The sequence below is a fragment of the Psychrobacter sp. GP33 genome, from assembly GCF_014119005.1.
Taxonomy (GTDB): Bacteria; Pseudomonadota; Gammaproteobacteria; order Pseudomonadales; family Moraxellaceae; genus Psychrobacter.
Genome location: NZ_JACGYX010000004.1, coordinates 203,820 through 229,784, shown reverse-complemented (window position 1 = coordinate 229,784; position 25,965 = coordinate 203,820). Strand labels below are relative to the sequence as shown.

21 protein-coding genes are annotated in these 25,965 nt (G+C 41.6%); 8 read left to right on the top strand and 13 right to left on the bottom strand.

Annotated features, from left to right (window positions below; genetic code table 11):
- Positions 1-21: 21 nt before the first annotated feature.
- From H2245_RS07385 to H2245_RS07365, 5 genes are all read right to left on the bottom strand, one after another.
- Positions 22-636, bottom strand: a complete 615-nt coding sequence (locus tag H2245_RS07385; protein ID WP_182406743.1) for a glutathione S-transferase N-terminal domain-containing protein — start codon at positions 634-636, stop codon at positions 22-24.
- 214 nt (positions 637-850) lie between these two features.
- On the bottom strand, positions 851-1,561 hold the full coding sequence (locus H2245_RS07380; protein ID WP_182406742.1) for a cytochrome c1: 711 nt from the start codon (positions 1,559-1,561) through the stop codon (positions 851-853).
- On the bottom strand, positions 1,561-2,781 hold the full coding sequence (locus tag H2245_RS07375; RefSeq protein WP_404944667.1) for a cytochrome bc complex cytochrome b subunit: 1,221 nt from the start codon (positions 2,779-2,781) through the stop codon (positions 1,561-1,563). The genes H2245_RS07380 and H2245_RS07375 overlap by 1 nt, the downstream gene beginning before the upstream one ends.
- Before the next feature lie 7 nt (positions 2,782-2,788).
- A complete protein-coding gene (gene petA, locus H2245_RS07370; RefSeq protein ID WP_182406741.1) occupies positions 2,789-3,373 on the bottom strand; it encodes a ubiquinol-cytochrome c reductase iron-sulfur subunit in 585 nt (194 codons plus the stop codon).
- 464 nt (positions 3,374-3,837) lie between these two features.
- Positions 3,838-5,778: an ATP-binding cassette domain-containing protein gene (locus H2245_RS07365; protein ID WP_182406740.1), complete on the bottom strand. Its 1,941-nt coding sequence runs from the start codon at positions 5,776-5,778 to the stop codon at positions 3,838-3,840.
- 267 nt (positions 5,779-6,045) lie between these two features.
- Here H2245_RS07365 and H2245_RS07360 point away from each other — a divergent pair, with 267 nt between their 5' ends.
- The 3 genes from H2245_RS07360 to H2245_RS07350 all read left to right on the top strand — a co-directional run bounded on the left by H2245_RS07360 (position 6,046) and on the right by H2245_RS07350 (position 9,648).
- Complete coding sequence (locus H2245_RS07360; protein WP_259365132.1) at positions 6,046-6,360, top strand: SlyX family protein; 315 nt, start codon at positions 6,046-6,048, stop codon at positions 6,358-6,360.
- A 252-nt stretch (positions 6,361-6,612) separates the two neighbouring features.
- Positions 6,613-7,851, top strand: a complete 1,239-nt coding sequence (locus tag H2245_RS07355; RefSeq protein WP_182406739.1) for an OmpP1/FadL family transporter — start codon at positions 6,613-6,615, stop codon at positions 7,849-7,851.
- 342 nt (positions 7,852-8,193) lie between these two features.
- Positions 8,194-9,648 carry an outer membrane protein transport protein gene (locus H2245_RS07350; RefSeq protein ID WP_182406738.1) on the top strand — a complete coding sequence of 485 codons (1,455 nt, stop codon included), beginning with the start codon at positions 8,194-8,196 and terminating at the stop codon, positions 9,646-9,648.
- A gap of 193 nt (positions 9,649-9,841) precedes the next feature.
- Here H2245_RS07350 and putP read toward each other — a convergent pair whose 3' ends face one another.
- Positions 9,842-11,341: a sodium/proline symporter PutP gene (putP, locus tag H2245_RS07345; protein ID WP_182406737.1), complete on the bottom strand. Its 1,500-nt coding sequence runs from the start codon at positions 11,339-11,341 to the stop codon at positions 9,842-9,844.
- 506 nt (positions 11,342-11,847) lie between these two features.
- Positions 11,848-12,720 (bottom strand): LysR family transcriptional regulator, encoded by an 873-nt coding sequence (locus tag H2245_RS07340; RefSeq protein WP_182406736.1) that lies wholly within the window; start codon positions 12,718-12,720, stop codon positions 11,848-11,850.
- Between the two features lie 402 nt (positions 12,721-13,122).
- On the opposite strand from H2245_RS07340, the gene leuC reads away from it, so the two are divergent.
- The 5 genes from leuC to H2245_RS07315 all read left to right on the top strand — a co-directional run bounded on the left by leuC (position 13,123) and on the right by H2245_RS07315 (position 18,915).
- On the top strand, positions 13,123-14,541 hold the full coding sequence (gene leuC, locus H2245_RS07335) for a 3-isopropylmalate dehydratase large subunit (RefSeq protein ID WP_182406735.1): 1,419 nt from the start codon (positions 13,123-13,125) through the stop codon (positions 14,539-14,541).
- Between the two features lie 56 nt (positions 14,542-14,597).
- Complete coding sequence (gene leuD / locus H2245_RS07330; protein WP_182406734.1) at positions 14,598-15,248, top strand: 3-isopropylmalate dehydratase small subunit; 651 nt, start codon at positions 14,598-14,600, stop codon at positions 15,246-15,248.
- Positions 15,249-15,456: 208 nt separating this feature from the next.
- Positions 15,457-16,152 (top strand): hypothetical protein, encoded by a 696-nt coding sequence (locus H2245_RS07325; RefSeq protein ID WP_182406733.1) that lies wholly within the window; start codon positions 15,457-15,459, stop codon positions 16,150-16,152.
- Between the two features lie 88 nt (positions 16,153-16,240).
- Positions 16,241-17,344: a 3-isopropylmalate dehydrogenase gene (gene leuB, locus H2245_RS07320; protein WP_182406732.1), complete on the top strand. Its 1,104-nt coding sequence runs from the start codon at positions 16,241-16,243 to the stop codon at positions 17,342-17,344.
- Positions 17,345-17,625: 281 nt separating this feature from the next.
- Positions 17,626-18,915 carry a L,D-transpeptidase family protein gene (locus H2245_RS07315; RefSeq protein WP_310734123.1) on the top strand — a complete coding sequence of 430 codons (1,290 nt, stop codon included), beginning with the start codon at positions 17,626-17,628 and terminating at the stop codon, positions 18,913-18,915.
- A gap of 300 nt (positions 18,916-19,215) precedes the next feature.
- Here H2245_RS07315 and infA read toward each other — a convergent pair whose 3' ends face one another.
- From infA to queA, 6 genes are all read right to left on the bottom strand, one after another.
- Complete coding sequence (gene infA, locus H2245_RS07310; RefSeq protein WP_007395612.1) at positions 19,216-19,440, bottom strand: translation initiation factor IF-1; 225 nt, start codon at positions 19,438-19,440, stop codon at positions 19,216-19,218.
- Between the two features lie 112 nt (positions 19,441-19,552).
- Positions 19,553-20,401 (bottom strand): tRNA pseudouridine(38-40) synthase TruA, encoded by an 849-nt coding sequence (gene truA / locus H2245_RS07305; RefSeq protein WP_182406731.1) that lies wholly within the window; start codon positions 20,399-20,401, stop codon positions 19,553-19,555.
- A 50-nt stretch (positions 20,402-20,451) separates the two neighbouring features.
- Complete coding sequence (locus H2245_RS07300) at positions 20,452-21,558, bottom strand: asparaginase (protein WP_182406730.1); 1,107 nt, start codon at positions 21,556-21,558, stop codon at positions 20,452-20,454.
- 152 nt (positions 21,559-21,710) lie between these two features.
- Positions 21,711-23,366 carry a FimV/HubP family polar landmark protein gene (locus tag H2245_RS07295; protein WP_182406729.1) on the bottom strand — a complete coding sequence of 552 codons (1,656 nt, stop codon included), beginning with the start codon at positions 23,364-23,366 and terminating at the stop codon, positions 21,711-21,713.
- Positions 23,367-23,428: 62 nt separating this feature from the next.
- Positions 23,429-24,358, bottom strand: a complete 930-nt coding sequence (locus tag H2245_RS07290) for a FimV family protein (RefSeq protein WP_182406728.1) — start codon at positions 24,356-24,358, stop codon at positions 23,429-23,431.
- Positions 24,359-24,603: 245 nt separating this feature from the next.
- The gene (queA, locus tag H2245_RS07285) at positions 24,604-25,773 is read right to left on the bottom strand and encodes a tRNA preQ1(34) S-adenosylmethionine ribosyltransferase-isomerase QueA (protein WP_182406727.1); all 1,170 of its coding nucleotides are present in this window, start codon (positions 25,771-25,773) and stop codon (positions 24,604-24,606) included.
- Positions 25,774-25,965: the final 192 nt, after the last annotated feature.

The window sequence follows — 25,965 nt, the reverse complement described above, 5'->3', positions numbered from 1 at the left end:
GTTGTTAATGAAATTGGTAACTTATTTGATGCTTTTTTGAAAGCTGCCGCGCTCAAAAAGGCGGGTTTGATACTCAATTAAAGGTCGGCTAATTGCAGGCGGCAAGACAATTTTCATCTCATCTAAACGCCATAATAACGGGGCAAGTAGCACATCACACCAGCCAAAATCATCTGCCATAAAATAAGGTTTATGAGCAAATAACGGCGATAAGGTAATCAGCGAATCAGTCAATTGCTTTCTTGCCAACGCTGCTTGTGCCTTGTTAAAACTGTCTGGATGCATCAGCAAGCGTTTGCCCAGTAGCAGCCAGTCGCGTTGAATGCGCCATGCTAACTGGCGAAATTGCGCACGCTCTTGCGGTGTTTCTGGGAGCAATTTATTAGTATGGTAGCGCTCCTCTAAATACTCAAAGATGACATTAATCTCATACAGAGAAATGTCACGCTGTTGCAGCACTGGCAACGTATGATAAGGATTCAGCTCAGTTAAGTCTTCAGGGCGCTCAGAATGCAGACGAGACAAATAGTAGGCCAGCTTTTTCTCTTCAAGTAGTAAGCGTACAACATGACTGTCGTAGCCATCATCAGCATATAAAATCAGCTGACTACTTGGAATGTCATTCGCATCAATCATAGCAGCCTAGGGTTATATAGTAAGGCTGTCATCGTAAACAATGTCGCTCTATTTATCAAGCTAGGATGCGTAAACAGTGCCCAGTATTGGCTTTAGGCTAGCAAACAGGTCAGAACATAAGCTACCAATCATTGCTTTGCAAAATACCAGTCAATAAAAAAGCACTACCGAAGTAGTGCTTTTTTAGATTTAAAACCAGTATCTTTTTAGCTTTCTATTTCACATCTTTCCAGAATTCTTTATTCAATAAGTATACTGGAATTAGTAAAACCAGTAAGAAGATGATAACAAAGAAACCAATCACTTGGCGATCATGACGGACAGGCTCTGCCATCCATGCCATATAGTTCACCAAGTCACCCACTTCAGACTCAAATTCTTCTTTACTCAAGTCTTCTTGCAAGTTATGAAGCACATGAGGCATCGCAACATTATGAAGTACTAAGTTATTAGCGCCCCAAGGTCGATTTGGATCTTCGTAAAAGGATAGTAAGTAGGTATATACCCAGTCATCACCGCGCAATCTAGTCTCAAGTGACAAGTCCGGTGGCGCAGCGCCAAACCATGCGGCTTGGACGTCTGGATCAATTTCAGCATTGATATGATCACCGATTTGATCGGTCGTCACCATTAGATACTTTTCAACCAATTCCGGCGGAATCTCTAAGTCTTTTGCAATTTGTGAATGACGAACATACTTTGCTGAGTGACACCCAGCGCAGTAGTTCATAAACATTTTTGCGCCGTTCTGTAGCGAGCCCTTATTGGTAAAATCAATAGGCGCTGTACTACAAGCCAAATGTTCTTCCACACCATCGGCATTGGTGAACGTGCCACAACCACCATCTGCCATAGCGGTACCAGCAGTCAATGTTAATGCCGCGCCTAAGCCTAAACCTGTTAGGTATTTTATTAGCGTGTTCATTAGTGACCTCCGGTAACGCGTTCGGGTGGCTGTTTACACTTCTCAATTGACGTATAAATTGGCATCAATAAGAAAAACAAGAAGTATAAGACCGTGAATATACGAGCCATCAACGTCGCTGTTGGCGTCGTTGGTGTTGCGCCCAAATAACCTAATACTAAGAAGCTAATCGCAAATACCGTTAAAGCAATTTTTGATAACATACCTTTGTAGCGCATTGAGCGTACAGGTGATCTATCTAGCCACGGTATTAAGAACAATACGGCAATAGCTGCGCCCATAGCAATAACACCACCAAGCTTATCAGGAACTGCACGTAAGATTGCATAAAAGGGGGTGTAATACCAAACAGGTGCAATATGCGCCGGTGTTTTCAGAGAGTTTGCTGCCTCAAAGTTTGGTGGCTCTAGGAAGAAGCCGCCGCCTTCTGGGAAGAAGAACACCACTGCAAAGAAGCATATAAAGAACACCACAATACCAACCATGTCATGCACAGTATAGTATGGATGGAACTCAATACCGTCTAATGGCACACCGTTTTTATCTTTTAGCTTTTTAATATCAATACCATCAGGGTTGTTAGAACCCACATGATGTAGTGCTACTAAATGCATAAAGACTAGGCCAACTAGTACCAAGGGAATCGCTACAACATGCAAAGCAAAGAAGCGGTTTAGGGTAATACCTGAGATGATATAATCACCACGAACCCATTCAGCAAGACCATCACCAATAACAGGTAAGGCTGCAGGTAAGTTCAAGATAACCTGTGCACCCCAAAATGACATGTTGCCCCATGGTAGTAGATACCCGAAGAAGCCTTCAGCCATTAATGCTAAGTAAATACCCATACCGATGAGCCAAATAAGCTCACGTGGTTTTTGGTATGAACCGTAGAGTAACGCTCTAAACATGTGCAAATACACGACAACGAAGAACGCTGAAGCGCCCGTTGAGTGCATATAACGGATGAGCCAGCCACCCTTAACGTCACGCATGATATATTCAACAGACGCAAATGCCCCTTCGGCACTTGGGTTATACATCATGGTAAGCCAAATACCAGTCACCAATTGGTTGACCAATACCACCATTGACAACACGCCAAAGAAGTACCAAAAGTTAAAGTTTTTTGGTGCGTAATACTTTGACATATGATATTCATAGGTTTCAGTCGCTGGAAAGCGAGCGTCCACCCAATGCATCAATTTTTTACCCATACTCATATTAAGCCTCCCCAACCGTCAAGATGGTGCCATCCATACTATAATCTGGGATGGGTAAGTTAAGCGGTGCTGGAACGCCACTATAGACGCGACCCGCTAAGTCATACTTGGATCCGTGGCAAGGACAGAAGAACCCACCATACCAGTCATTACCACCTAAGTCTGCCGCGCCTACATCAGGACGGTAGTTGGGTGCACAGCCTAAGTGCGTACACACACCTTCTACAACCAACACCGTTGGTTCTAAAGAGCGTTCAGGGTTTTTACAATACTCAGGTTGCAAAGATGCATCGGAATCAGGGTCAGATAATAATGGCTTTACTGATTCAAGCTTGCTTAACATCTCTTTGGTACGCTTAACCACGTAGATAGGTTTACCACGGTACTTCACAACGATCATTTGACCGTCTTCGATTGAACCAATATCTTGGGTCACGGCAGCACCAGCAGCTTCCGCTTTGGCACTTGGATACCATGAACGGACAAAAGGTGTTGCCACGGCAGCTACCCCAGCTGCTCCAATCGCAGCAGTCGAGGCAATAAGAACTCTACGGCGTTGTACATTAACGCCTTCGGCATGGCTCATTAATACTTCCTCCAGGTGAATGAAATGGGATTATCCCACACTGGGTTTGTGGCTTAGAAAATTTACAATGTCACTGTCAAGCCACGTTAGCTGTGCCTAATTTTGCTAATTGTTGCTATTCTAAGCTATTTTGGTCATAAAATAAATTATAGTGTTAAAAATAAAACACTCTCACTCGGACATTCCGGGTAGTTAAACCAGATAAAAATGACCGTAGCCGCCTTGATAGATATACGTAGCTGCTAAGTTTAAATGACTGAGAGTAATGTAATCATTACCTTAAAATTGTTAAGGTATTAAACAATACGGAATGATACTTGAAATAAGCCTAATGTTCACTAACTTTCACTCCCTTCTCGTATTGAGGGCAGTAAAAGCGATAGGCATCATCGCGATATTTCCAATGATGCTTATGAAAACACTCTCTATAGCTTTAATTGATATATAGTTATAAATAGTAAAACTTAGCCGTCAAGTGCATCCCAACGCTCAAGCTTATGCATCATTTCATCTTCAATAACGGACAGGCGCTCACTGGCTACCGTTGCGGCATCGAAGTCTTTAATAAACCATGAACCGTCGGCAAGCTTTTCTTGTAATTCAGCTTGTTCTGCTTCTAATGCTGCAATTTCTTTTGGCAAGTTATCAAGTTCGCGCTGGTCATTGAAATTTAGTTTTTTGGCTGCTGTCGATACTTTTGGGGCAGTAAAGGCAGGTTTGGTAGTTTTGTTTTGAGCATTGCTATTATTAGTCTTGGCTGCATTTGCCGCATCGCTGCGGTTTTTTTGTACCAAATATTCTTGATAGCCGCCAACATATTCGCTAACAGTTCCTTTACCATCTTCATCAGTATCAAATACCCACGTCGATGTAACGACATTATCCATAAATGAGCGATCATGACTAATTAATAGAATCGTACCGCCAAAGCTTGCAACAGACTCTTCTAATAGCTCTAGGGTTGCCATATCCAAGTCGTTGGTTGGCTCATCGAGCACGAGGATGTTGGCAGGTTTTAATAATTGTTTGGCAAGTAGCACGCGATTACGTTCGCCGCCTGATAACGCTTTTACAGGCGTACGTGCACGCTCTGGAGCAAATAAGAAGTCTTGCAGATAGCTCATAATATGCGTCTTACGACCACCAACTTCAACGAAGTCTGAGCCTTCTGAGACGTTTTGTGCCACGGTGGCTTCGAGGTCTAATTGATCGCGTAATTGATCAAAGAAGGCGATTTTTAAGTTCGTACCGAGCTCAACGCTGCCCGTTTTGATGACGTCATCGTCTGACATATCGAGTAGGGCTTTAATAAGCGTGGTTTTCCCCGCACCATTAGGACCAACGATACCAATTTTGTCGCCACGCATGATGGTGGTACTAAAGTTATCGACTAATACATGGTCATCATACTGTAGATGTAGATTTTTGACTTTACAGACCAGCTTGCCGCTTTTCTCGCCTTGACCCATGGTAATATTAACATTACCAACTTGCTCACGGCGTTCACCACGTTCTTCACGCAATGCTTTTAGATCACGGACACGACCTTCATTACGGGTACGGCGGGCTTTAATACCTTGGCGAATCCAAACTTCTTCTTGTGCTAATTTTTTATCAAAGTTGGCATTGTTTTTTTCTTCTGCTAATAGTTGCAGCTCTTTTAGCTCTTGGTAGCGTGCATACCCACCTTCACCTTGCGTCACGTCATAGCTGGTCAATTGACCACGGTCCAGCTCAATAATGCGAGTCGATAGTTTATTAACGAACGCTCTATCATGGGTCACGAACAATAACGTCAAACCTTGCCATTCTAATAAAAAGCGTTCTAGCCACTCAATGCTGTCGACGTCCAAATGGTTGGTCGGTTCATCAAGGAGCAATACATCAGGTTTGGTCACTAACGAGCGTGCTAATAATACACGGCGCTTACGACCGCCAGATAGAGAGGATAAATCGTCTTCCGGATCTAGACCCATGGTAGTAATCAGGCGTGTCGCTTCGCGTTCCAAATCCCAACCATGCACGGCATCAATATCATGCTGCAAATCTGCCATACGCTCGCAGGCATCCATGTCACCATTCGCACATAAATCAGTTTGGGCATTATAATTGATTAGTAGCTCTGCCGTACGTTTGCTACCACCCATGACGATATCTAAGATTTTACCGCTAGTCTCGGGCACATCCTGTTCAAGCATCGCCACGCGCACGCTATTATTAATGATAACTTCGCCACTGTCAGGTGACAATGTGCCATTAATCAGTTTAAATAAAGTCGATTTGCCTTCGCCATTGCGGCCAATCAAACACACACGCTCGCCAGCGTCAATGCTAAAATCAACGCCATCAAGAACAGGCGCGACGCCAAAAGCGAGATGAATATCTTTTAAATGTATCAGTGCCATAGGGTATCTTAAGCTTATATATAGGGAAGAAGAGGGGATAAAATGATTATCAGATAAAGGATGTTACTAGAGGGTCATCAGTATAACATGCTGTTACCTGACTTTAACGATGGCTGATATTTTTTATCGCTATGATTTTCTAATCGGAATATTCATACTATATATATTACCATTCGATATGCTCATTATTGATATTTAGAGATATCGCAGCATGAGCTATAAAACGACATTATTCACCGATAATAGATTAACCATAGCGAGATACCCATGATGCAACCGCAACAATCGCCGCAACCACAAAATGACAGTGCCAAGGTTAGTGCCAGTATTCATACCAACGCCAACTCAGAAAGTAAAGTAGTAGAGCATGAGCTACAACAACAGATGATTGAGCTCCAAATGAGCATGGCGCATCTGGAGCTAACCGTTGAACGCCTTGATGATGTCATTACTCAGCAAGACAAGCATATTCGTACCTTACAGCGCCAGCTTCAGCTGATTTATAAACAAGTCGAAAGTCAAAGTGCTGATGAGGGCATTGCGCCGTTTGATGTGAATGCTGATCGTCCACCCCATTATTAGGCTTATGCTGCTCGCTTTGACTTTTATCAAAATTTTTATTTACACGAAGTGATAAAGACATCTACTTTATGGGGGTAAATATAATTAGGATTTATAAAGTTACCAATCTGTGACTAATAAGTCATAAATAGCGAATTATGTATTCTTTATGTTGTTTTGAAACTGAATAATCTTTATGATGCAGCGCGGTCCACTGCCTATTGTTTAATAGCAACGTAGCAGCACAATAATAAAGATGTTCGGAGATATACCATGCGCCCTACCTTTCATGCCAAAACCCTAGCGGTGGCTGTCGCTGCTTTTTCTATAACCAGTATGTCTTCTGCTGCCGGTCTTGATCGCTCAGGTCAAGATATCACAGCATTTTTGCAAGATGGCTTGTATGCAGAAGCGGTGTATACCTATATTGATGCAGATGTCAGTGGTTATGATAATAATGCCAGTACTGCAATTGATAAAAATGCTTATCAACAAGGTAATAAAGTTAATGATATCGCTGAGTCTTATGACTTCTTTCGTTATGGCGTAAAAGCCGATATCAACGATACTTTTAGTGTTGGTGTTTTATATGACGAACCTTTTGGTGCAGCAGCTGACTATAGTGGCGACAATAAATTTGTAGACCAAAATCCGCTTTCACCACGAAATGGCGAGGGTGCAAATGTTGAAGTCCGCAGTGAAAATATTACCAGTATTATCGGGGCAAAATTTGGTCAACAGAAAAACTTCCAAGTGTATGGTGGGCCAGTTGCCCAGCGTGTGCAAGCCGATGTGAAATTGCGTGGAACGGCTTATGGTGCGGCAAATGGCTATACGGCTCATATTAGCCCTAGTCAAGACTACGGTTGGCTGGCTGGAGCATCGTATAGTAAGCCTGAAATTGCGTTACAGGCGGCACTGACTTATCGTTCGGAAATTGATCACAGCTCGAAAACGTTTGAAAGTTTCCCTGCAGTGGCAGCAAGACCGGGTTATGAAGCACAAGGTAATACCATTGACATCACGACGCCTCAGTCTGTGAACTTTGACTTTCAGACTGGTATCACGCCTACTATGTTAGCAACGGCTAAAGTGCGCTGGGTTCCGTGGAGCGATTTTGCCATTGTGCCGTCCTTGTATAACAAAGTGACTAAACTTGATCCAACTAATGGTCCTGATGGTCGTGCATTAGTGAGCTATGATGAAGATCAATGGCTGGTAGAATTGGGTCTTGCCAAGCGTTTTACTCCCGCTTTAGCAATTAGCGGTAATATCGGTTGGGATAGCGGTGCTGGTAATCCAGTGAGCTCTCTGGGTCCGATTGAAGGGTATTACAGCGCTGGTCTTGGCGCGAAATATAATCTTACTGAGAATTGGGCAGTATCTGCAGGTGGTAAATATCTATGGTTCGGCGATGCTAAAGGACAAATTCCGACTAAAAATATCGTCAGTAACTTTGAAGACAATAACGGTTATATCTTAGGTATGAAACTGTCTTACCAAGCCAAATAATGTAGCGATTTTATAAAAAACTACAACAAGCGGCTATTAAATAAAGTAATTAATATATTTTAAAGTGAGATATTTAATAATTATAAAAAGGCGATCCATAATGGGTCGCCTTTTTTCTATAAAATATTTCTTATTCTATAAACAATATTTTATAGAAATAATACGATATATAATTTGTACTGTACGGTCATATTATGGAAATAAAGCGCTTTAATTGTTGTCTTACTGTCAGAAAGACATTACTATTCTAGATAGGAAACCGTTTTTTTAGTGAGCAAATGTTCTTTAATAGGCATCTGTAAAGGATAAAGCGGTACATAATAAGGATATTTGGAGAAATATATGCACCCAACTTTTAATTTAAAACCCCTTGTATTAGCTGCTGCTGCGCTATCAGTTGCTGGCATGAGTCATGCTGCTGGTCTCGATCGCTCAGGTCAAGACATCACTGCATTCCTGCAAGACGGTGTATATGCTGAGGCTGTCTATACTTATATTGATGCTGATGTGAGCGGTTATGACAGTGCTAATAATGTTCCTAATAGCAATGGCTATGTTCAGGGTAATAAAATTGGCGATATCGCTGAGTCTTATGACTTTTTCCGTTATGGCGTAAAGGCAGATATCAATGACACTTTTAGTGTCGGTATCTTATATGACGAGCCTTTTGGTGCCGCCGCTGATTATAGGGGTGATAATAACTTTGTGGCGAAAGGTGACCCTAATGGTTCTATTACGAAGCTAACTGGTGGTCAGTTTAATGGTGCAACCGTTGAGGGCGAGATTACTAGATTAACGGGGATTGCCGGTGATACAACGCTAACTCCACAAGAGAGAGCTGCAGCTGCAGCTGGTGCTACAAATCTATCTACAGCTGTAGGAATTGCACGTGCTGAAGCCGGTACGGTAGGTGAAGGCACTAATGTTGAAGTGCGTACTGAAAACATCACAGCTATTCTAGGCGCAAAATTTGGGCCTAATAAAGCTTTTCAAGTGTACGGTGGTCCAGTCGCTCAGCGTCTACAAGCAGATGTAAAGTTACGTGGTTTGGCTTATGGTCCTGCTAGTGGTTATACTGCGCATGTTAGCCCAGATCAAGATTATGGCTGGCTGGCTGGCGTATCCTATAGTAAGCCTGAAATCGCTTTAAAAGCTGCGCTAACTTACCGATCTGAAATTGACCATAATGCAAAGATTTCTGAGACCTATCCTATTGTAGGTATTGGTGCTGTTGGTCGTCTTCCAGCAGGAGCTTCACAAGCAGAAATAGCTGCCGCTGCTGCTGCTGCAAATAGAAACAGTGTTTTTGAAGTGACTACCCCTAAATCTGTGAACTTTGACTTCCAAACAGGTCTTAATCCTACCGTGTTAGCGACTGCTAAAGTGCGCTGGGTTCCGTGGAGCGATTTTGCCATCGTACCGCCACTATACAATGACGTTAGTAAAGGCTCGTATGGTCCTGACGGACTAGCATTAGTCGGCTATGATGAAGATCAGTGGCAGGTAGAGCTTGGTTTGGCGAAGCGTCTCTCACCAGCATTGGCGTTAAGTGGTACGGTCGGTTGGGACAGTGGTGCAGGTGATCCAACTACTTCTTTAGGTCCGATCGAGGGTTATTACAGTGCAGGTTTAGGGGCTAAGTATAATTTAACTGAAAATTGGGCAGTATCTGCTGGTGGTAAATATCTTTGGTTCGGTGATGCCAAAGGTCAGCTGCCAACTCAGAAAATCGTTGGTGACTTCCAAGATAACGATGGCTATGTATTGGGTGTAAAAGTATCTTACCAAGCAAAATAGTCTACTTTCTATATTAAAGTTAAAGAAGTATTGAAGTAAAAAAAGCGATCCATAATGGGTCGCTTTTTTAATAAGAATTTTAAGCTTAAATATTTAACTATTAATATCTATAAGATTAACGCTACAAAAAAGCCCCGCTACTATCAAGTAACAGGGCTTTTTTAATAATTAAAACACCTTTATCTGTTATCAATTACTTATTTAAATGCAGCTCCATCTCTTTAAATTTCGCTAACACTGAAGGTTTAGGGTCGCCAGTCATGATGCTCACAGCAAAGATAGCAATGGTACTAAGCACGAAGCCTGGAACAATGGCGTATAACCAATCATTAAGCGGCATACCATTGTGCTCAAAACCACCATATACCCATAAAATTACGGTTAAGGCACCAACTACCATGCCAGCAACCGCGCCGTTACGGTTCATACGACGCCACGTTAAGCTAAAGATTACTAATGGTGCAAACGCCGCACCAAAACCAGCCCATGCATGTGACACGAGGCTTAAGACCGAACTTTCAGGATTAGATGCCAACATAATCGATATGATAGCGACCAATACAACCGAAATACGACCTACCAATACTTGGCGAGACTCTGGCGCTTCTCTATCCAAAAATAGCTTATAAACGTCCTTTGTCAATGAACTTGACACAACCAGTAATTGTGAAGAGATAGTACTCATAATAGCAGCCAAAATAGCGGCTAATAAGAATCCTGAAACCAATGGTGTAAACAAAAACTGAGTAAATACTAAGAAAATAGTTTCAGGATCCTCTAATGTCATTGCTGTTTTTTGCACATAAGCGCGACCAGCAAAACCCGTAGCTAAAGAACCAAGCAAACTCACAATCATCCAGCTCATACCAATGTTACGCGCAGTTGGAATATCTTTTACCGAGCGAATCGCCATAAAACGAACAATAATATGTGGCTGTCCAAAATAGCCTAAGCCCCATGCCAATAACGAAATAATACCAATAATCGTCATACCACTGGTAATGTTGAGTAAATTCGGATCAATATTCCGAACGGCTGCTGTCGTAGCTGATACACCGCCTAAGTCGGTAAACGCCACTACTGGTACAATAACCATGGCAAAGAGCATGATGACCCCTTGAACAAAATCGGTCATCGATACTGCTAAAAACCCACCGAATAAAGTATAAGCCACTACAACACCGGCAGTTACCCAAAGTCCAGTACTATAGGATAAGTTAAGCGAACTCTCAAACAACTTACCACCACCAACTAAGCTGGCTGCGGTATAGACGGTAAAGAATAAAATGATAACCACGGCTGAGATAACGCGCAGCATATGCGACTTATCTTCAAAGCGATTGGCAAAATAATCTGGCAGGGTAATGGCATTGTCCGCAATTTCGGTGTATACCCGCAATCTTGGCGCGACGATAATGTAGTTTAAAAATGCACCCGTCGTTAAGCCAATCGCAATCCAAGCGCTGACCACGCCATCTGCATACATGTAACCGGGCAGACCAAGCAATAACCAGCCTGACATGTCTGATGCGCCTGCTGATAAGGCTGTTACGGCAGGACCAAGACTACGACCACCAAGCATATAGCCTTCTGAATCATTGGATTGCTTAAAATAAGCATAAATTCCAATTCCAATCATAACTAAAAAATAGGCGCCAAGGGATATCAGCACACCACTAGAAACTCCGTTCATATAAACTGTCCTTAACCAACCGTGTTGGTGGTAATAATATTTAACGGCAAAACCATATTCGTAAAAATGATAGCGCTTAAAAAGTGTTAGAAGATACTATCTGTAAAAGACAATATCTAAAGACAAAAAAAGCCATTAAGTAAGACGTAATGGCTTTTTTCAATTATTTGCAGTAAGTTTTATAAGATTGATAGTGCTTAACTAACTATTAAGGCATTGGTAAGCCCTAAACAACCATTACGCCATACTACCTTACTGAAAACATGCAAAGTGTAATCTTCAGTGCGGTTGTAGTAACAGTACGTTATAAAGCAACTATGATTGAATTATAACGTATAGATGTTTTAATTGCGAATAAGGACTTGAAAAATTATGAAAATAGCGAATATAGAAAGGCTCAGATGTAGATAAATCGCTTACATCACACTAGAATAAATACTTTATATGGTAACGTCTATATATTAATAGCCACTGACTATCGACGCTTATTTATTAATAATTATAGGCTAATCAATAGGGGTAAGCATATCTAGCAATGCCGTCACGCTATTAGAAGGCGTAAGTTTTGGATTAATAACCACGCCCAAATAACGCTGCAGCTCAATATTATCTGCCATATCAATACGTTCTAAATCTTGGCTAATCATTGTTTGCGGTAGTACTGACCAGCCCAACCCAACAGACACTAACATACGAATAGATTCTAATGGATTGGTGCTCATTGTGGCATAAGGTTTTAGATTGTGTTTAGCAAATTCGGCTAAGGTAATTTGACTGGTAAAGGTATTAGCAGACGGCAAAATAGCAGGGTAACGCGCCAATTGCTCCAAAGTCACATTGGTCTTTTGTGCCAATGGTGATAAGGTGCCCGTCATGAAGTAAAGTGGATCTGACCATAAGGTCTGATAGGTCAAGCGCTTGTCGTAGACAGGCGGCAAAGTTAAAAAGGCAAGAGACAAATCTCCATCAAGTACCGCTTTGTGTGCTTCTTCTGAGTCAACAAAATGCACTTCTAGCTGTACGGCAGGATAACTTTGAATAAAATGCTTGAGTACCGGTGCTAAATGATGTAGCCCAATATGATGACTGGTACCTATGACTAATTTACCAGAAATGATCTTTTGGGAATGCTGCAAATTGATCTTAAAATTTTCGTAATCATCCAGCCAGCGTTTAGCGTGTGGCAGCATCTCATTAGCTGCTTGTGTTGGCACAATACCGCGTCCGACGGTATCAAATAACGTGATTTTAAACTCATCTTCTAGATTTTTAATACGCTTACTTACCGCCGGTTGGGTAATAAACAGTTTTTCTGCTGCACCTGAGATGCTGCCTACTTGCATAACGGTCACAAACGTTGTCAAATTAGTGGTGTTCAATCCGGTGTCCTTAGCTGTTAATCTAGCTATAATTAAAAGTTGGCTATATTATTAATAAAGTATTAGAAATAAAAGTTTGCGAATAGATAAAAATCATCAATTATTATTATAGAATTAGCCTGTTATAATCACAAGCTATAGAAGGCAGTTTTTAAGATATTTATTGTGTTCACTTTATGATATTTTAATATCCATTTAATAAAGGTATTTATTTTACGCTAACGTTGCGCCGTATCTAGCAAGTAAAAGATAAATGCCCAATTAAGCCTTATTATGTAGATAACCAGATATAGACAACCAAATATAGAAAAACAGCAGGCGCCAACGCTTAAAAAGTAGGTTTATCAGGTGATAATCTGTAATGATGTTTTAAGCAATTAGCAACCAATAAAGGATAGCAACATGGCCGGTCAAACTTTATACGACAAACTTTGGAATGCTCACGAAGTCAGCAAACGAGATGATGGCTCGAGCCTTATTTATATTGACCGTCATTTACTACATGAGGTAACAAGCCCGCAAGCGTTTGAAGGCTTAGAGCTTGCCAATAGAGCACCGTGGCGATTGTCGGCTAATATTGCCAGCCCCGACCATAATGTGCCGACCGTGACGAAAGAGCGGTTAGAAGGCGTGGCAGGTATTAAAGATGAAGTGTCGCGTTTACAGGTGGTCACGTTGGATGATAACTGTGCGAAGTTTAATATTGCTGAATTTACCATTAATGATGCGCGTCAAGGTATTTTGCATGTTGTTGGTCCTGAGCAAGGCTTGGTATTGCCGGGTATGACCGTAGTATGTGGTGATTCACATACCGCAACGCACGGCGCACTTGGGTGTTTGGCTCATGGTATCGGTACGTCTGAGGTTGAGCACGTGCTTGCAACCCAGTGCTTGATTGCCAAAAAAATGAAAAACATGCAAATCCGTGTCAACGGTAAGCTTGGCACTGGCGTGACCTCAAAAGATGTGGTACTTGCTATTATTGCCCAGATTGGCACGGCTGGTGGCACCGGTCATGCAATTGAATTTGCAGGACAGGTGTTTGAAGAAATGACCATGGAAGGGCGCATGACCGTCTGTAATATGGCAATTGAAGCGGGCGCGCGCGTGGGAATGGTCGCAGTGGATGACACCACTATTGATTACGTGAAAGGTCGTCCATATGCACCAACCGCTGAGCAATGGGATCAAGCAGAAGCTTACTGGTGTACCTTATATTCAGACGCTGATGCTGTATTTGATAGCATCATTGAGATTGACGGCAGTCAAATAGCGCCACAAGTATCTTGGGGTACATCGCCTGAAATGGTTGTTGATATCACCCAGTCAGTACCAACGCTAGATCAAGCAGCGGATGAGGCGCAAGAAGAAGGGTGGTTGCGCGCTTATACTTATATGGGCTTGGAAGCTGGTCAAAAAATTACTGATATTCAGTTAGATAGAATATTTATTGGCTCATGTACCAATTCGCGTATTGAAGATTTACGCGATGCCGCAGCAGTGATTAAAGGTCGTAAAGTTGCGGATAATATCAAAGAAGCTATTGTGGTTGCAGGATCAGGGCAAGTGAAATTGCAAGCCGAAGCCGAAGGCTTAGATGTCTTATTTACGGATGCAGGGTTTGAATGGCGTGAGCCAGGTTGTTCGATGTGTTTAGCAATGAATGCCGATAAACTTGAACCACAGGAACATTGTGCCTCAACGTCTAATCGCAACTTTGAAGGTCGTCAAGGGAATGGCGGACGCACGCATTTGGTGAGTCCAGCAATGGCAGCCGCAGCAGCGTTGGCTGGACATTTCGTCGACGTGCGCACGTACTAGCAATCTGTACTAGCCGTTTAACCTTTTAGAAGACCTCTTATTTATAGGAATTATTTATGCAAGCCTATCGTATCCAAACCGGTATCGTCTGCCCACTTGATCGCTCAAATGTCGATACTGACCAAATTATTGCCAAGCAGTTTTTAAAATCTATCAAACGTACGGGCTTTGGGGTCAACTTGTTTGATGACTGGCGTTATCTTGATGATGGCTATCCTGGTCAAGACAACAGCAAACGTATCATCAATCCAGATTTTGTCTTAAATAAACCACGTTATCGAGGCGCTAACATTTTGCTTGCGCGTAAGAACTTTGGTTGTGGCTCTAGTCGTGAGCATGCGCCATGGGCATTATCAGAATATGGCTTCCGTACTGTTATTGCACCAAGTTTTGCCGATATTTTTTATAATAATTGTTTCAAAAATGGCATGCTGCCTATCGTGCTTGATGAAGCAATTGTCGATGAATTAATGAAAGCAACATTAGCAACTGAAGGCTATGAGCTGACTGCTGATCTTGAGCGCCAAGTAGTCATTACGCCAACCGGTAAAGAGTATCCGTTTGAAGTTGATGCCTTTCGCAAGCAATGTTTGCTAAACGGTCTTGACGATATCGACTTAACGCTACAGCACGCAGAGGCGATAAAAATGTATGAGCAAAAGATGCAACAGCAAACTCCATGGATATTTAATGAAGTTCATGCTTAGCGATTACAGTAAATGCGATAAGTGAGGGTGACCTGCCACTATAATCGTTGAAATAAGTGCGAATAAAAGGTGACAAGGTAGCCTATAGCGTTGAGTTATAACGTCGAACTGGCTATATTGAACAGCAATATATAGGCTATAATTGCTTTCAAATGCCTTCTCACCTTTATCACTTATCTTTCATCACTTATCTATAGTAGCCGCCATTATGAATAAAAAACGTTATGCTCTATTTGCAAGTACCGTTGTTGCTGTCAGCTTAATGTCTGGCTGTCAATCACTGACCGGCTATCAGCAAATAGAAAAGGCAGAAAGTCCGGATGCGTTGGTAGGTAAAGTTTATCCTGTTGCGGGTGAGGTGAATATCGTGTGTGCTGGCACCTATCATTGCGAAATCACCCAAATTGGTCAAACGCTGCTGATTGCTCCTAATTCACATAAACCAGTTAATGCATCAGTAGTTGCGAAGTTGAATCAGGAAGAACTTGCGACGAAACAACTTTCATCGCAAACGCCAATGACACCACTATTAAACCAAAAATCAGTAAAAATAGTGCCATTAATTGGCTCTAATATGAAAGGTTTGACCAATTATTACGCGCGCGTCAAGCCCGCTAAGCGTGAAGTACACATTAGTTTTTATCCTGAAAATAATCTTGATTATGTTGAACGTTTTGCGATGATTCATGACTTTATGCAGCCGGGCACATATCAGCTGCGCGCCTATCGCCAAAAGTCGTTACAAGAAACAGGCAGCCTATTAGACACTGCCTCACCTGAGCCATTATGCGTTGACTTGTTGCAAGGTAATAAGGTCGTGAGACGTTTTTGTAAGCAGTCAGATACTAAGCATCAAGGCGAATTTGTAGAAACGAAAATAGCTACTAAAGCAGTAACTAAATAAAAACTAGAGTTTAAAAGTAAATAAATCGTAAAATACCTTTATGTTTTAAGTAGAATATTTTTTATATCATTTACCCACAAGGATGAGTATGGCAACGATATTAACCTTAGCAGGCGACGGCATTGGTCCTGAGATTATGACCCAAGCAATTAATGTGCTACAAGCCGTCAATGAAAAATTTGCGTTAGACCTGACGCTGGAGTCGGGACTGATCGGCGGCGTGGCATTTGATGCAACGGGCGAGCCACTACCCGCAGAAACGTTAGCACGTGCACGCGCAGCAGACGCCGTATTATTAGGTGCAGTGGGCGGTCCTAAATGGGATGGTATCGAGCGTAGCAAACGTCCTGAACGTGGTTTGCTTAAAATTCGTAGCGAGCTTGGATTATTTGCCAATTTACGCGTCGCCAAGCTGTATCCACAGCTGGTAAATGCCTCTAGTATTAAGCCTGAAATTATCAAAGGTCTCGATTTACTTATCGTACGTGAGCTGACCGGTGGTATTTATTTTGGCGAGCCACGTGGTATTCGCACTTTAGAAAATGGTGAACAGCAAGGCTACAATACCATGGTGTATAGCACCAGCGAGATTCAGCGTATTGGTAAAGTGGCGTTTGATCTGGCGCAAACCCGTGCAAAAGCGTCAGGTAACCCTGCTAAAGTATGTTCAGTAGATAAAGCCAACGTTTTAGAAGTGACGGAGCTGTGGAAACAGACCATTACTGCTATGCAAGAAGCGGACTATACGGATGTAAGCTTGTCGCATATGTATGCCGACAATGCTTGTATGCAGCTCATTCGTGATCCTAAGCAATTCGATGTCATGGTGACGGGTAATCTGTTTGGCGATATTTTGTCTGATGAAGCAGCAATGTTAACCGGCTCTATAGGTATGTTGCCATCAGCCAGTCTTGATGAGCAAGGCAAAGGCATGTATGAGCCTTGCCATGGTTCAGCACCTGATATTGCAGGGCAGGATAAAGCCAATCCATTAGCGACGATTTTATCGGTGGCCATGATGCTGCGCTATACCTTTAAACATGAAGAGTCCGCACAAGCGATTGAACAAGCAGTTAGCGATGTTCTTGATGATGGTCTGCGTACCCTTGATATTCTAGATAAAAATGAATCTGGTCTTATTCAAGTTGGCTGTCAGCAAATGGGCGAAGCCGTATTGGCTAAATTGCAATAGGCTTTCTTTTTCACATAAGCCTGCTTTTTTAGCGTTGCGTTTATTATATTAAAACCCATAAATTGCTGAGCAGTTTATGGGTTTTTTATGTTTACTAATAAATTTAGCCTATGTGAGTAAGGCTATTATAAAGACAAGCTGCCTTAAATGTGGAAAGTTACGCAGTGACCGTATGAGTCAGTGCTTATTAACATAAATCCATTACAGCCTTTCTGGTGTATATGGCATCATCTCTAAAATAAAAAGTTAAAAAATAATAAAAATCATTTTAGGAGTAACTTGTGCCTTTATTAAATAAGATGAGTACTGCCATATGGCTAGTGAGTTTATCGACCACCTTATTTATTAACCAAAGCATGGCAGAGACGCCTGTTGATATGCTGGCTAGTGATATAGTAGCGACATACACTCAGCCAATAATTACATCAGCAGTAACGCCAGCGGAGATGATTAAAAATAAAGATATATCATCAAGTGTTGCATCGTCAAGTATTAGTAATGATAAAAATACTCAGGATGCTATCAGAATGGCAGATGCCGCCAGCCCAGTAACAAATGTAGAAATTAATGAGAATGTAAGCCCAGCCACTAGAATAGCCTCTAATCCAGAGCAGCAATCGATGAACAGTCGTAAATCAGCGCGATTGCTTAATAAGTTTTTACCTATAATTCCTTATCATACCGCAAATTTGCAAGCAGTAGCTCAGCAGGTCAATACATCCAGTTGGAAAAAGGACGAACCCATAGATCGCGTGATTGGAACTAAATTGCAAGCATTATTAAATTGGCATCAACATGGTATCGGCGCGGTTGATGGATATTGGGGTAAAAATACCCGTAAAGCAATGCAAGCGTTTCAAACAGCGCAAGGATTACAAGTGACTCAATCTCTAGATGAGGCAACCTGGAATGCATTAAATAAAAATAGCACACTCAGCAGTCAGCCAGTATTGGTGAATTACACTTTAACAGACGATGATGTGCATATCAAAACTGCCACGATTCCTAGCACTGCCGTCGAGAAGTCTAAGCTTGAGGGTATGTATTATGAATCCGTTGTTGAAGGACTGGCAGAGAAGTTCCGGATGGATGAAAGTTATTTACGTTTTTTAAATCCTAAGGCAACCTTTGAAAGTGGCGAGTCCATTACCGTATACAACTCGAGCCGAGCCAATACTGTTCCGGTCAGCCGAGTGGTAGCAGACAAGACTACCCAAACGTTATATGCTTATGATGATAACAATAAGCTGATTGCAAGTTATCCTACAACAGTAGGAAGTACGGCCACGCCATCACCGACTGGTAAGCATACAATAAAGGTAAAAGTTCATGAACCAAACTATACCTACACCAGTCCCGAAGGCAGCAGATATATTTTACCACCTGGTCCGAATAATCCAGTTGGCTCAGTGTGGATTGGGCTGAGTGAACCCTCGTACGGTATTCATGGTTCACCAGATCCATCGCGCATCAGTCGTCAAGCTTCTGCAGGCTGCGTTCGCTTAACCAATTGGGATGCATTGACATTGTTAAGTACGATTAACGATGAAGCGACAGTTGAATTTATCTAAGTACTTAATAAGGTAGTCAAAAATTGATTGCCAAACTTAAGTCAACGTACTTTTAATATAGTTTTTAGTTAAAATGACCAAAATCTAAAAACAAAAATACCGCTAATCATAAGCGGTATTTTTTATGTATCACAATTTTATATAGAGCAATAGAGTGGCAGAATCAGAGACATGTATGATTAACGCTCATAATAGTCTGACCGCTTTGACTCATTACTTTTATGTTAAATCGTTATCAAAAACGCGGAGTATCGTCAGGCTCACTCTATAATATACAAAGTAGATGATATATAAAGTAAATTAGGTTTTACCGCGATAAGTAATACGACCTTTAGATAGGTCATAAGGGGTCATTTCAACCTTAACCTTATCACCGGTTAAAATACGGATATAGTGTTTACGCATCTTACCTGAGATGTGCGCAATGATTTCGTGTCCGTTTTCTAAACGAACTTTAAACAAAGTATTTGGAAGGGTGTCAATGACTTCGCCTTCAAATTCAATAATGTCGTCTTTTTTGGCCATAATTATATATCAATCAGTGAAAAATAAGACCATATTATACGTAAGTTGGCGCGCTAAAGCAACAAAATATATGATTTTTACTTGACAGCGTGTAAGTGTTATGTATGTTAGTCTAGTTAGGCAGATTGAGCCAAAGAGGCGTTAGTGGCAGCACAGGCAATAACTTCTGATAATGCTCAGGATAGTACGCATTGATAAAGTATAGACCATCTCCGGAAGCAGTAGGCGGGGCTATGGTACGGTCTTTTTTTGCTAGAATATTAAGAAAGTCAGCAGGCTGCAAATCATGCCTGCCAATGGCGTATAACGTCCCCATTAGATTGCGAACCATATGATGCAAGAAGCCATCGGCTTGAATATCAAAAACAATAAAAGCACCATGCTCGAATAATTTAGCATGACTCACATTGCGTACGGGCTGATTAGATTGACAAGCTGCTGCGCGGTAGCTGCTAAAATCATGCGTACCTATAATATCAGCAGCGGCTTTTTGCATGGCGGCTAAATCTAACGGTTCATGGATATGTGTTACTTGATGATTTAAAATCGCTGGGCGCTGAATCTGATTTAAAGTAATATAGCGATAACGACGGGCAATGGCACCAAAGCGTGCATGGAAGTCTGTTGGCATCGGTTGGATCCAGCGCACGGAGATGTCATCAGGCAATAGACTATTAACCCCACGCAACCAATTGTGCGTGGGGCGATAGGCGTGAGTGACAAAATGCGCAATCATATTGCTGGCATGAACGCTAGAATCGGTACGTCCTGCGGCAATAACCTCAACTGGCTCATTAGCGACTTTACTAATGGCTGTCTCTAACGCTTCCTGAACGCCCAACACTTCTTTCTGTCGTTGCCAACCATGATAATGAGTCCCTAAAAACTCAATGCCAATGGCTAGAGTATAAGTGGGTAGAGCTGATATCGTTTGTTCGTCAGATAAAATAGGGTCAGGCATAATAGTTCACAGCGATAATTAAGTATGGGGTTGGAATCTTAAGCAATTTGCTAACGATTTTTACGCACTGTCGTTGAGGTTTGATTAACCGTATGCGTCCAGCGCTGCCTTCTACGAGCAGGACTATCATAACGTAATAGTAGCCACAATAAGCGGGCATAGATAGCTGCGATGGTCAGACGACCTCCTGCAATCACTTGATATTCATACTGCCAGCTTCCTGCCGCATAGCTGTCACTCACGCCGCCAAAGGGGCATTGGCTTGCGCATACTACCATATGTCCACAGTCATGCGCTTGCTGTAATGCTTCTGCTAGTGTTGGTGAATAAGGAATGTTACCTGCACCAAAGCCTAATAAAATAATTCCGCATGGGGGATGATTGAGTAAAGCTTGTAGTTGACGGCACAGCACTTCTGGATCGTTTGGTAGGCAATATAGTGCATGAATCGTCGCTTGCTCGGCACGAGTTTGAATGCTATCGACAATGGCGCGCTGATCATCCAACCAATGCTGCTTACGGGTATCTGGTAAATTTTTGACATAGCTGTTCGCAGGATATGCTGCTCGCGAGTGCCCTGTAAATGCCATGAAGTCATGGCTATGAATTTTTTGTACCGTTTGCGCCGCCCACGATTCTCCGCCAAAGCTTATTTTTACACCGGGTTCGCCAGCTGCTGCTAAGCGTCGCGCATCATTAAAATTGTCCCATGCATCGCTGCTGGCATCGACACAGTAAACGTCAATAATCTCGCTATTAAGTAGCGGACGCATACTGCCCGTAACCACAAGACACAAGTCACTACCAGCAAACGCTTCTGCTAAAAAAGCGCCCAAATAACTTAAAGTATCGGTTCCAGTAATTAAAACAAACTGACGATGACCTGTTGCATAAGCATCTAATAAAAGCGCATAAAAATGCACAAGGTCGCGCGCATTAAATTGGCTACTGTCTTTAATCAACGTATTATCCAGCCAAGAGATTGTCAGCTGATTATTTGGGTTATCTCGATCAGCTAATAGCGTTTGCATAGCTGGTAAAAATTCTGCCGCAGATAGGGGTGCAAGCGGTTTACCATAACTGCCAAAAGTACCACCAGCGTAAATTAGTTGAATAGTTGAAGAGATAAAGGGTGTTGGAGCTGAGTGCGCGTGCATGAGAATACCGTAAGACCAATAAGGAAGACGAGAATAATATAAATGATAATAGCAAAAATTGAAACAAGCATTCTATTGTAATAGAATGCTTGTAATGACTCCTAACTCTGTAGAATTAATTATTGTCCAATAAATTATTGTAATATAAACGCTTAAGCAGTACGAGCTAGAAGCAATTGAGCTTGCTGTTGTTGTTCCGAATTGCCTTGGGCAACTACTTCATTGAGCAGACGTTTGGCACTGTCGTATTCACCAAGTTGTAGATATTGATCTGCTAGATCCAGAGTGATTTGATGGCTGTCTAAGGTATCCACAAATGCAAAATCTGCCGCAAATTGCGCATCAAAGTTGGTTGATAGATCAACGTCTTTGTCTTCACTAAGAGGTACAGGACTGCTGATAGAATCGGTTGATACTGTCTCAAGTGATAGAATGGGAGCTTGCTCATTTGAATCAATATTAAAGTCGAGTGCTTCAATATCGCTATCATCACCAAATGTCAGCGTGTTTTCATGAGCTATGTTTATGTTAGGTGGAGTTGTGTTCTGTACGCCATGCTGATTAATATCAGTGCTAGTAACGCTGTCGGTGCTAGTGGCATCATTGCCCATAGCATCAAAACCAGTTTCTTCATCAGCTACTTCATCAAAAAATAATGAGAAGTCATTATCAACGCTTTTTACCTGAGTATTCTCTATGCTTGGCACTGAAGCATCTATAGATGTTTTGTTTCCTATATCTGGGGCTAACGACTCATCAGAATTAAGAATAAAATCATCAATAAAAGTGTCCACTTGCTCTGTTATAGATTTTGTGTCTACGACATCATTTAATAAACTCTCAAAATCAAGCGCAAAGTCAGATTCACTATGGGTGTCAGAATGACTATTAAAAGAACTGTCAATAACAGGTTGTATTTGGTTACCATTTTTAATGGTGTCAAAGTCTAATATCAAGTTATCTATTGCATTATTTTCTGTATTAGCGACAGCATCAGGCGATTGAATCGCTGAAAAATCTAAAGTAACCGCATTATTTTCTATATCTAAATTTTCTGTATCTAATAAAGAATCTTGCTCAAATACTGTAGTCTCATCAGTAGATTCTAGGTCATCTAATGTGAGGTCGAAGGTATTATTGAGGGTATTATCTTGATGCTTAATATTGTTATCAACGACAGGAGTGGCAGCTGACTCCTTATTAGCAGTAGATGTAGGAAAGTCAAAGTCTAATGATATATTATTGGCATCAGGAGTACGGTTAGGATGAGCTGGAACGAGCGTTGCTATACTAGAATCAGCAGCCTTACTTACACTATCTAAATCTATATCAGCTTTATGATTTTGAGTAAAAGCTGTTGAAGCTTGTGTACCTTGATCTTCATCCAACAACTCTTTTAGCTGGCTTGCTTGTTCAATGGTGGCCATATCCCCATGAGCAGTAATAGCAGCATACGTGTTATAAAATGCCTCGTTATTGTTGCTTAGCGCATAGACATTAAGTAGCTTAAGAGACAGTGCACTATCATTCGGTTTCTGGCTTAGCCCTCGCTCTAAGGTTTCAATCGCCTTGTCATATCGTTGCTGATCGATAAAGCGCTGAGCAACTGTAATGTCATCAAACATAGTTGCCGTGCTCGTAGTGGCGTTAGCTGCTGCTATATGATGGATTGGTGCTAATGAAGGTGCTGAGCTGTCTTGTCTAATAGACTGATTAAGCGGTCGTTGCGCTTTATTTTTCCGCAGTATCCAGACGCCTATCAGTAGAATGATTATTAAGCCTGCAATGATGTATAGCATGTTGTCCATAAATATTCTCGCGCCTATCGATACTGTTCACAACATATTATGCTGAGCAGTGAGTTTTTATTTTATTGATGGTATGGTTTTATAAGACGAGCTTCAAGCTCATACGGTTTACTTGACTCGTTTGTCGCATCTACTAAGATTTTGGGCTGGCTCGTATTTTTATCAATCGCTTTTTTATTAGCAACTTGGATATACCGTTTTACTTGTATGTTGAGAGTACCAAGCGGCTTATCTTTCATTGGGTCTGAAGGTAGATTTTCTGATGCTTGAATATTATCGGTATTGGAAACTTGGCGATTAGTGCTGTTATTGCGGTCAGTATTATTAATAGCATTGAGCTCTTGATCGAGCGGCACTGTACTCTTTGTTAAAGAAGGGAGACTTGCCTCAGTCGTCAATATTTGAACTTGCAACGGCATTGGCTTTTGAGTATCAGGTGTTGTGAATAACGGTGGTGGCACACCGCGAGTTACAGTTAGAACCTGGATATTTGAGGAATTTATTGATTGAAGGCTAGTGCCTTGTGACAAAATAGGATAACTGCCTGATTCACTTTTTAAAGAATTAAGCATAACATTACTGCTTAGTGGTAATAGCAAAGTCTTTGGCACCATCGTACGTTGTCCTTGCTCATTAATGCTCAACACCAAATCAGCAAATGGTGCCGCCACAGGCTGACTGGTACGAATAATAACGTGACCGGATGTCGCTGAGGAGGGGACAAAGCGCGCTGATAGCGAAGTAGGGTACGTCAGTCCAAATTGTTGGTAAACATCACTGTTGGCTAGAGCAACAGAAAAGTTGTGCGGTTTAAAATCCGTTATTGATATACTTGCCTTAAGCGGTTCATGCTGAGCTGAAGTAATAATCGTCTGACCAAAGCTTACTGCATATCCGGAAATTGGTAGGGCTATTAGGCTGACTGAATGTAAAAGCGCGACCGCAATCGTATGATGTGAAGTTGGGATACGACTAGTTAGATGCCCAAACATATATCACCCTTTTTTAATACTGGCTTACAGATTATCGAATCTAAAGTAGCGCGATAATTAAATCTTCCTACTTTTAAATACAGTTAAAGTTTTTAAGTTCAAGTAAACTTCCGAAAGCAATATCTTATACTATTTAATCCTTAGATATCTCGAATAGTTTCCTACAACAATAAATGATCGTAAAGTATCTCATCAGTAAAAACCAGAAATCTGCTAATAAATAATCGCTGTTTTGACCAGCAACATTAACCCGCAATATTATCTAAAAGCATGGCATCACCATAGCTGAAAAAACGATATTGATTAGCGATAGCGTGTTGATAAGCTTGTTCAATTGCCGCTTTGCCAGCAAATGCTGATACCAACATTAATAAGGTTGATTTGGGTAAGTGAAAATTAGTTAATAGCCGATCAATCACACCAAATTTGAATCCTGGATAAATAAAGATATCGGTATCTCCCGACCAAGCAGACAGCGGCATACCATTTTGAGCGGTTTTTTGGTAAGCGGTTTCAAGCACTCGGGTGACTGTTGTACCTACGGCGATCACATTACCGCCATTGGTATGGGTTTGATTAATCATATCAGCAGTTGCTTGCGGCAAATGTGCGTATTCACTGTGCATGGTGTGGTTGAGTAGATTTTCAGTTTTAACCGGTGCAAATGTTCCTGCACCTACATGCAGGGTCACAAAAGCAGTTTGTACGCCCTTATTAGCTAAACGCTGTAAAATACCGTCATCAAAATGTAGACTCGCGGTGGGGGCAGCAACACTAGCAAGCTTGGCTGGGTCATGAAACACTGTCTGATAGCGCACGTTATCGGTCTCATCAGCATGACGTTCAAAATAGGGTGGAATCGGCAGCTCACCATAAGATTCTAAGTCGGGTAAAATAGGCGCATCAAAAGCTAGAATAAACAAATTCTCTTGCCGTCCTATCATTACGCAGCCCATTTGTTCATCGGCTAATAATAAACGCTGACCCAGCTTCGGCGCTTTACTGGCTTTGACATGACAAAGTGCCACATTGTGTTGAGTAGTTGCTAATTCATCATTAGTATTAATACTGTCATCAATCAAACGTTCAACCAATACCTCGACCCGACCGCCTGTGTCTTTTTTACCGAATAAGCGAGCTTTCATCACCTTCGTGTCATTAAAGATAATCAAATCACCGGTCTTTAAGAGATCAGGCAGCGCTGTAAATATATGGTCTTCAGGTGAATCAGGATTTTCTGCATCAATGCTGGCTGGCACGTATAATAGTTTAGATGCTGAGCGCTGTTCTAATGGATAACGGGCAATAAGATTATCAGGCAGTTCATAATCATAATCAGCGACACTTAAATAGCCAATCTTATCCTCTTGTGCATCTGTATTTTCAGGGGAAACGAAATCTAAAGCATCAGTCATCGTAGCTCATTATATAGCAAATAATTTTGTCATAATTGTAACAGAAATGGTGTGTTGTCAGCACCATTTCTGAATTTATTACTGGTATTTATTTAAATAAAAAGTAGTTTAATGTACTGTTGCTCTTTAGAATAGCCTAAGTGGATGTCCTTTAATTTTAATGTAAGTTAGTAAATTGAATCTTACAGTCGA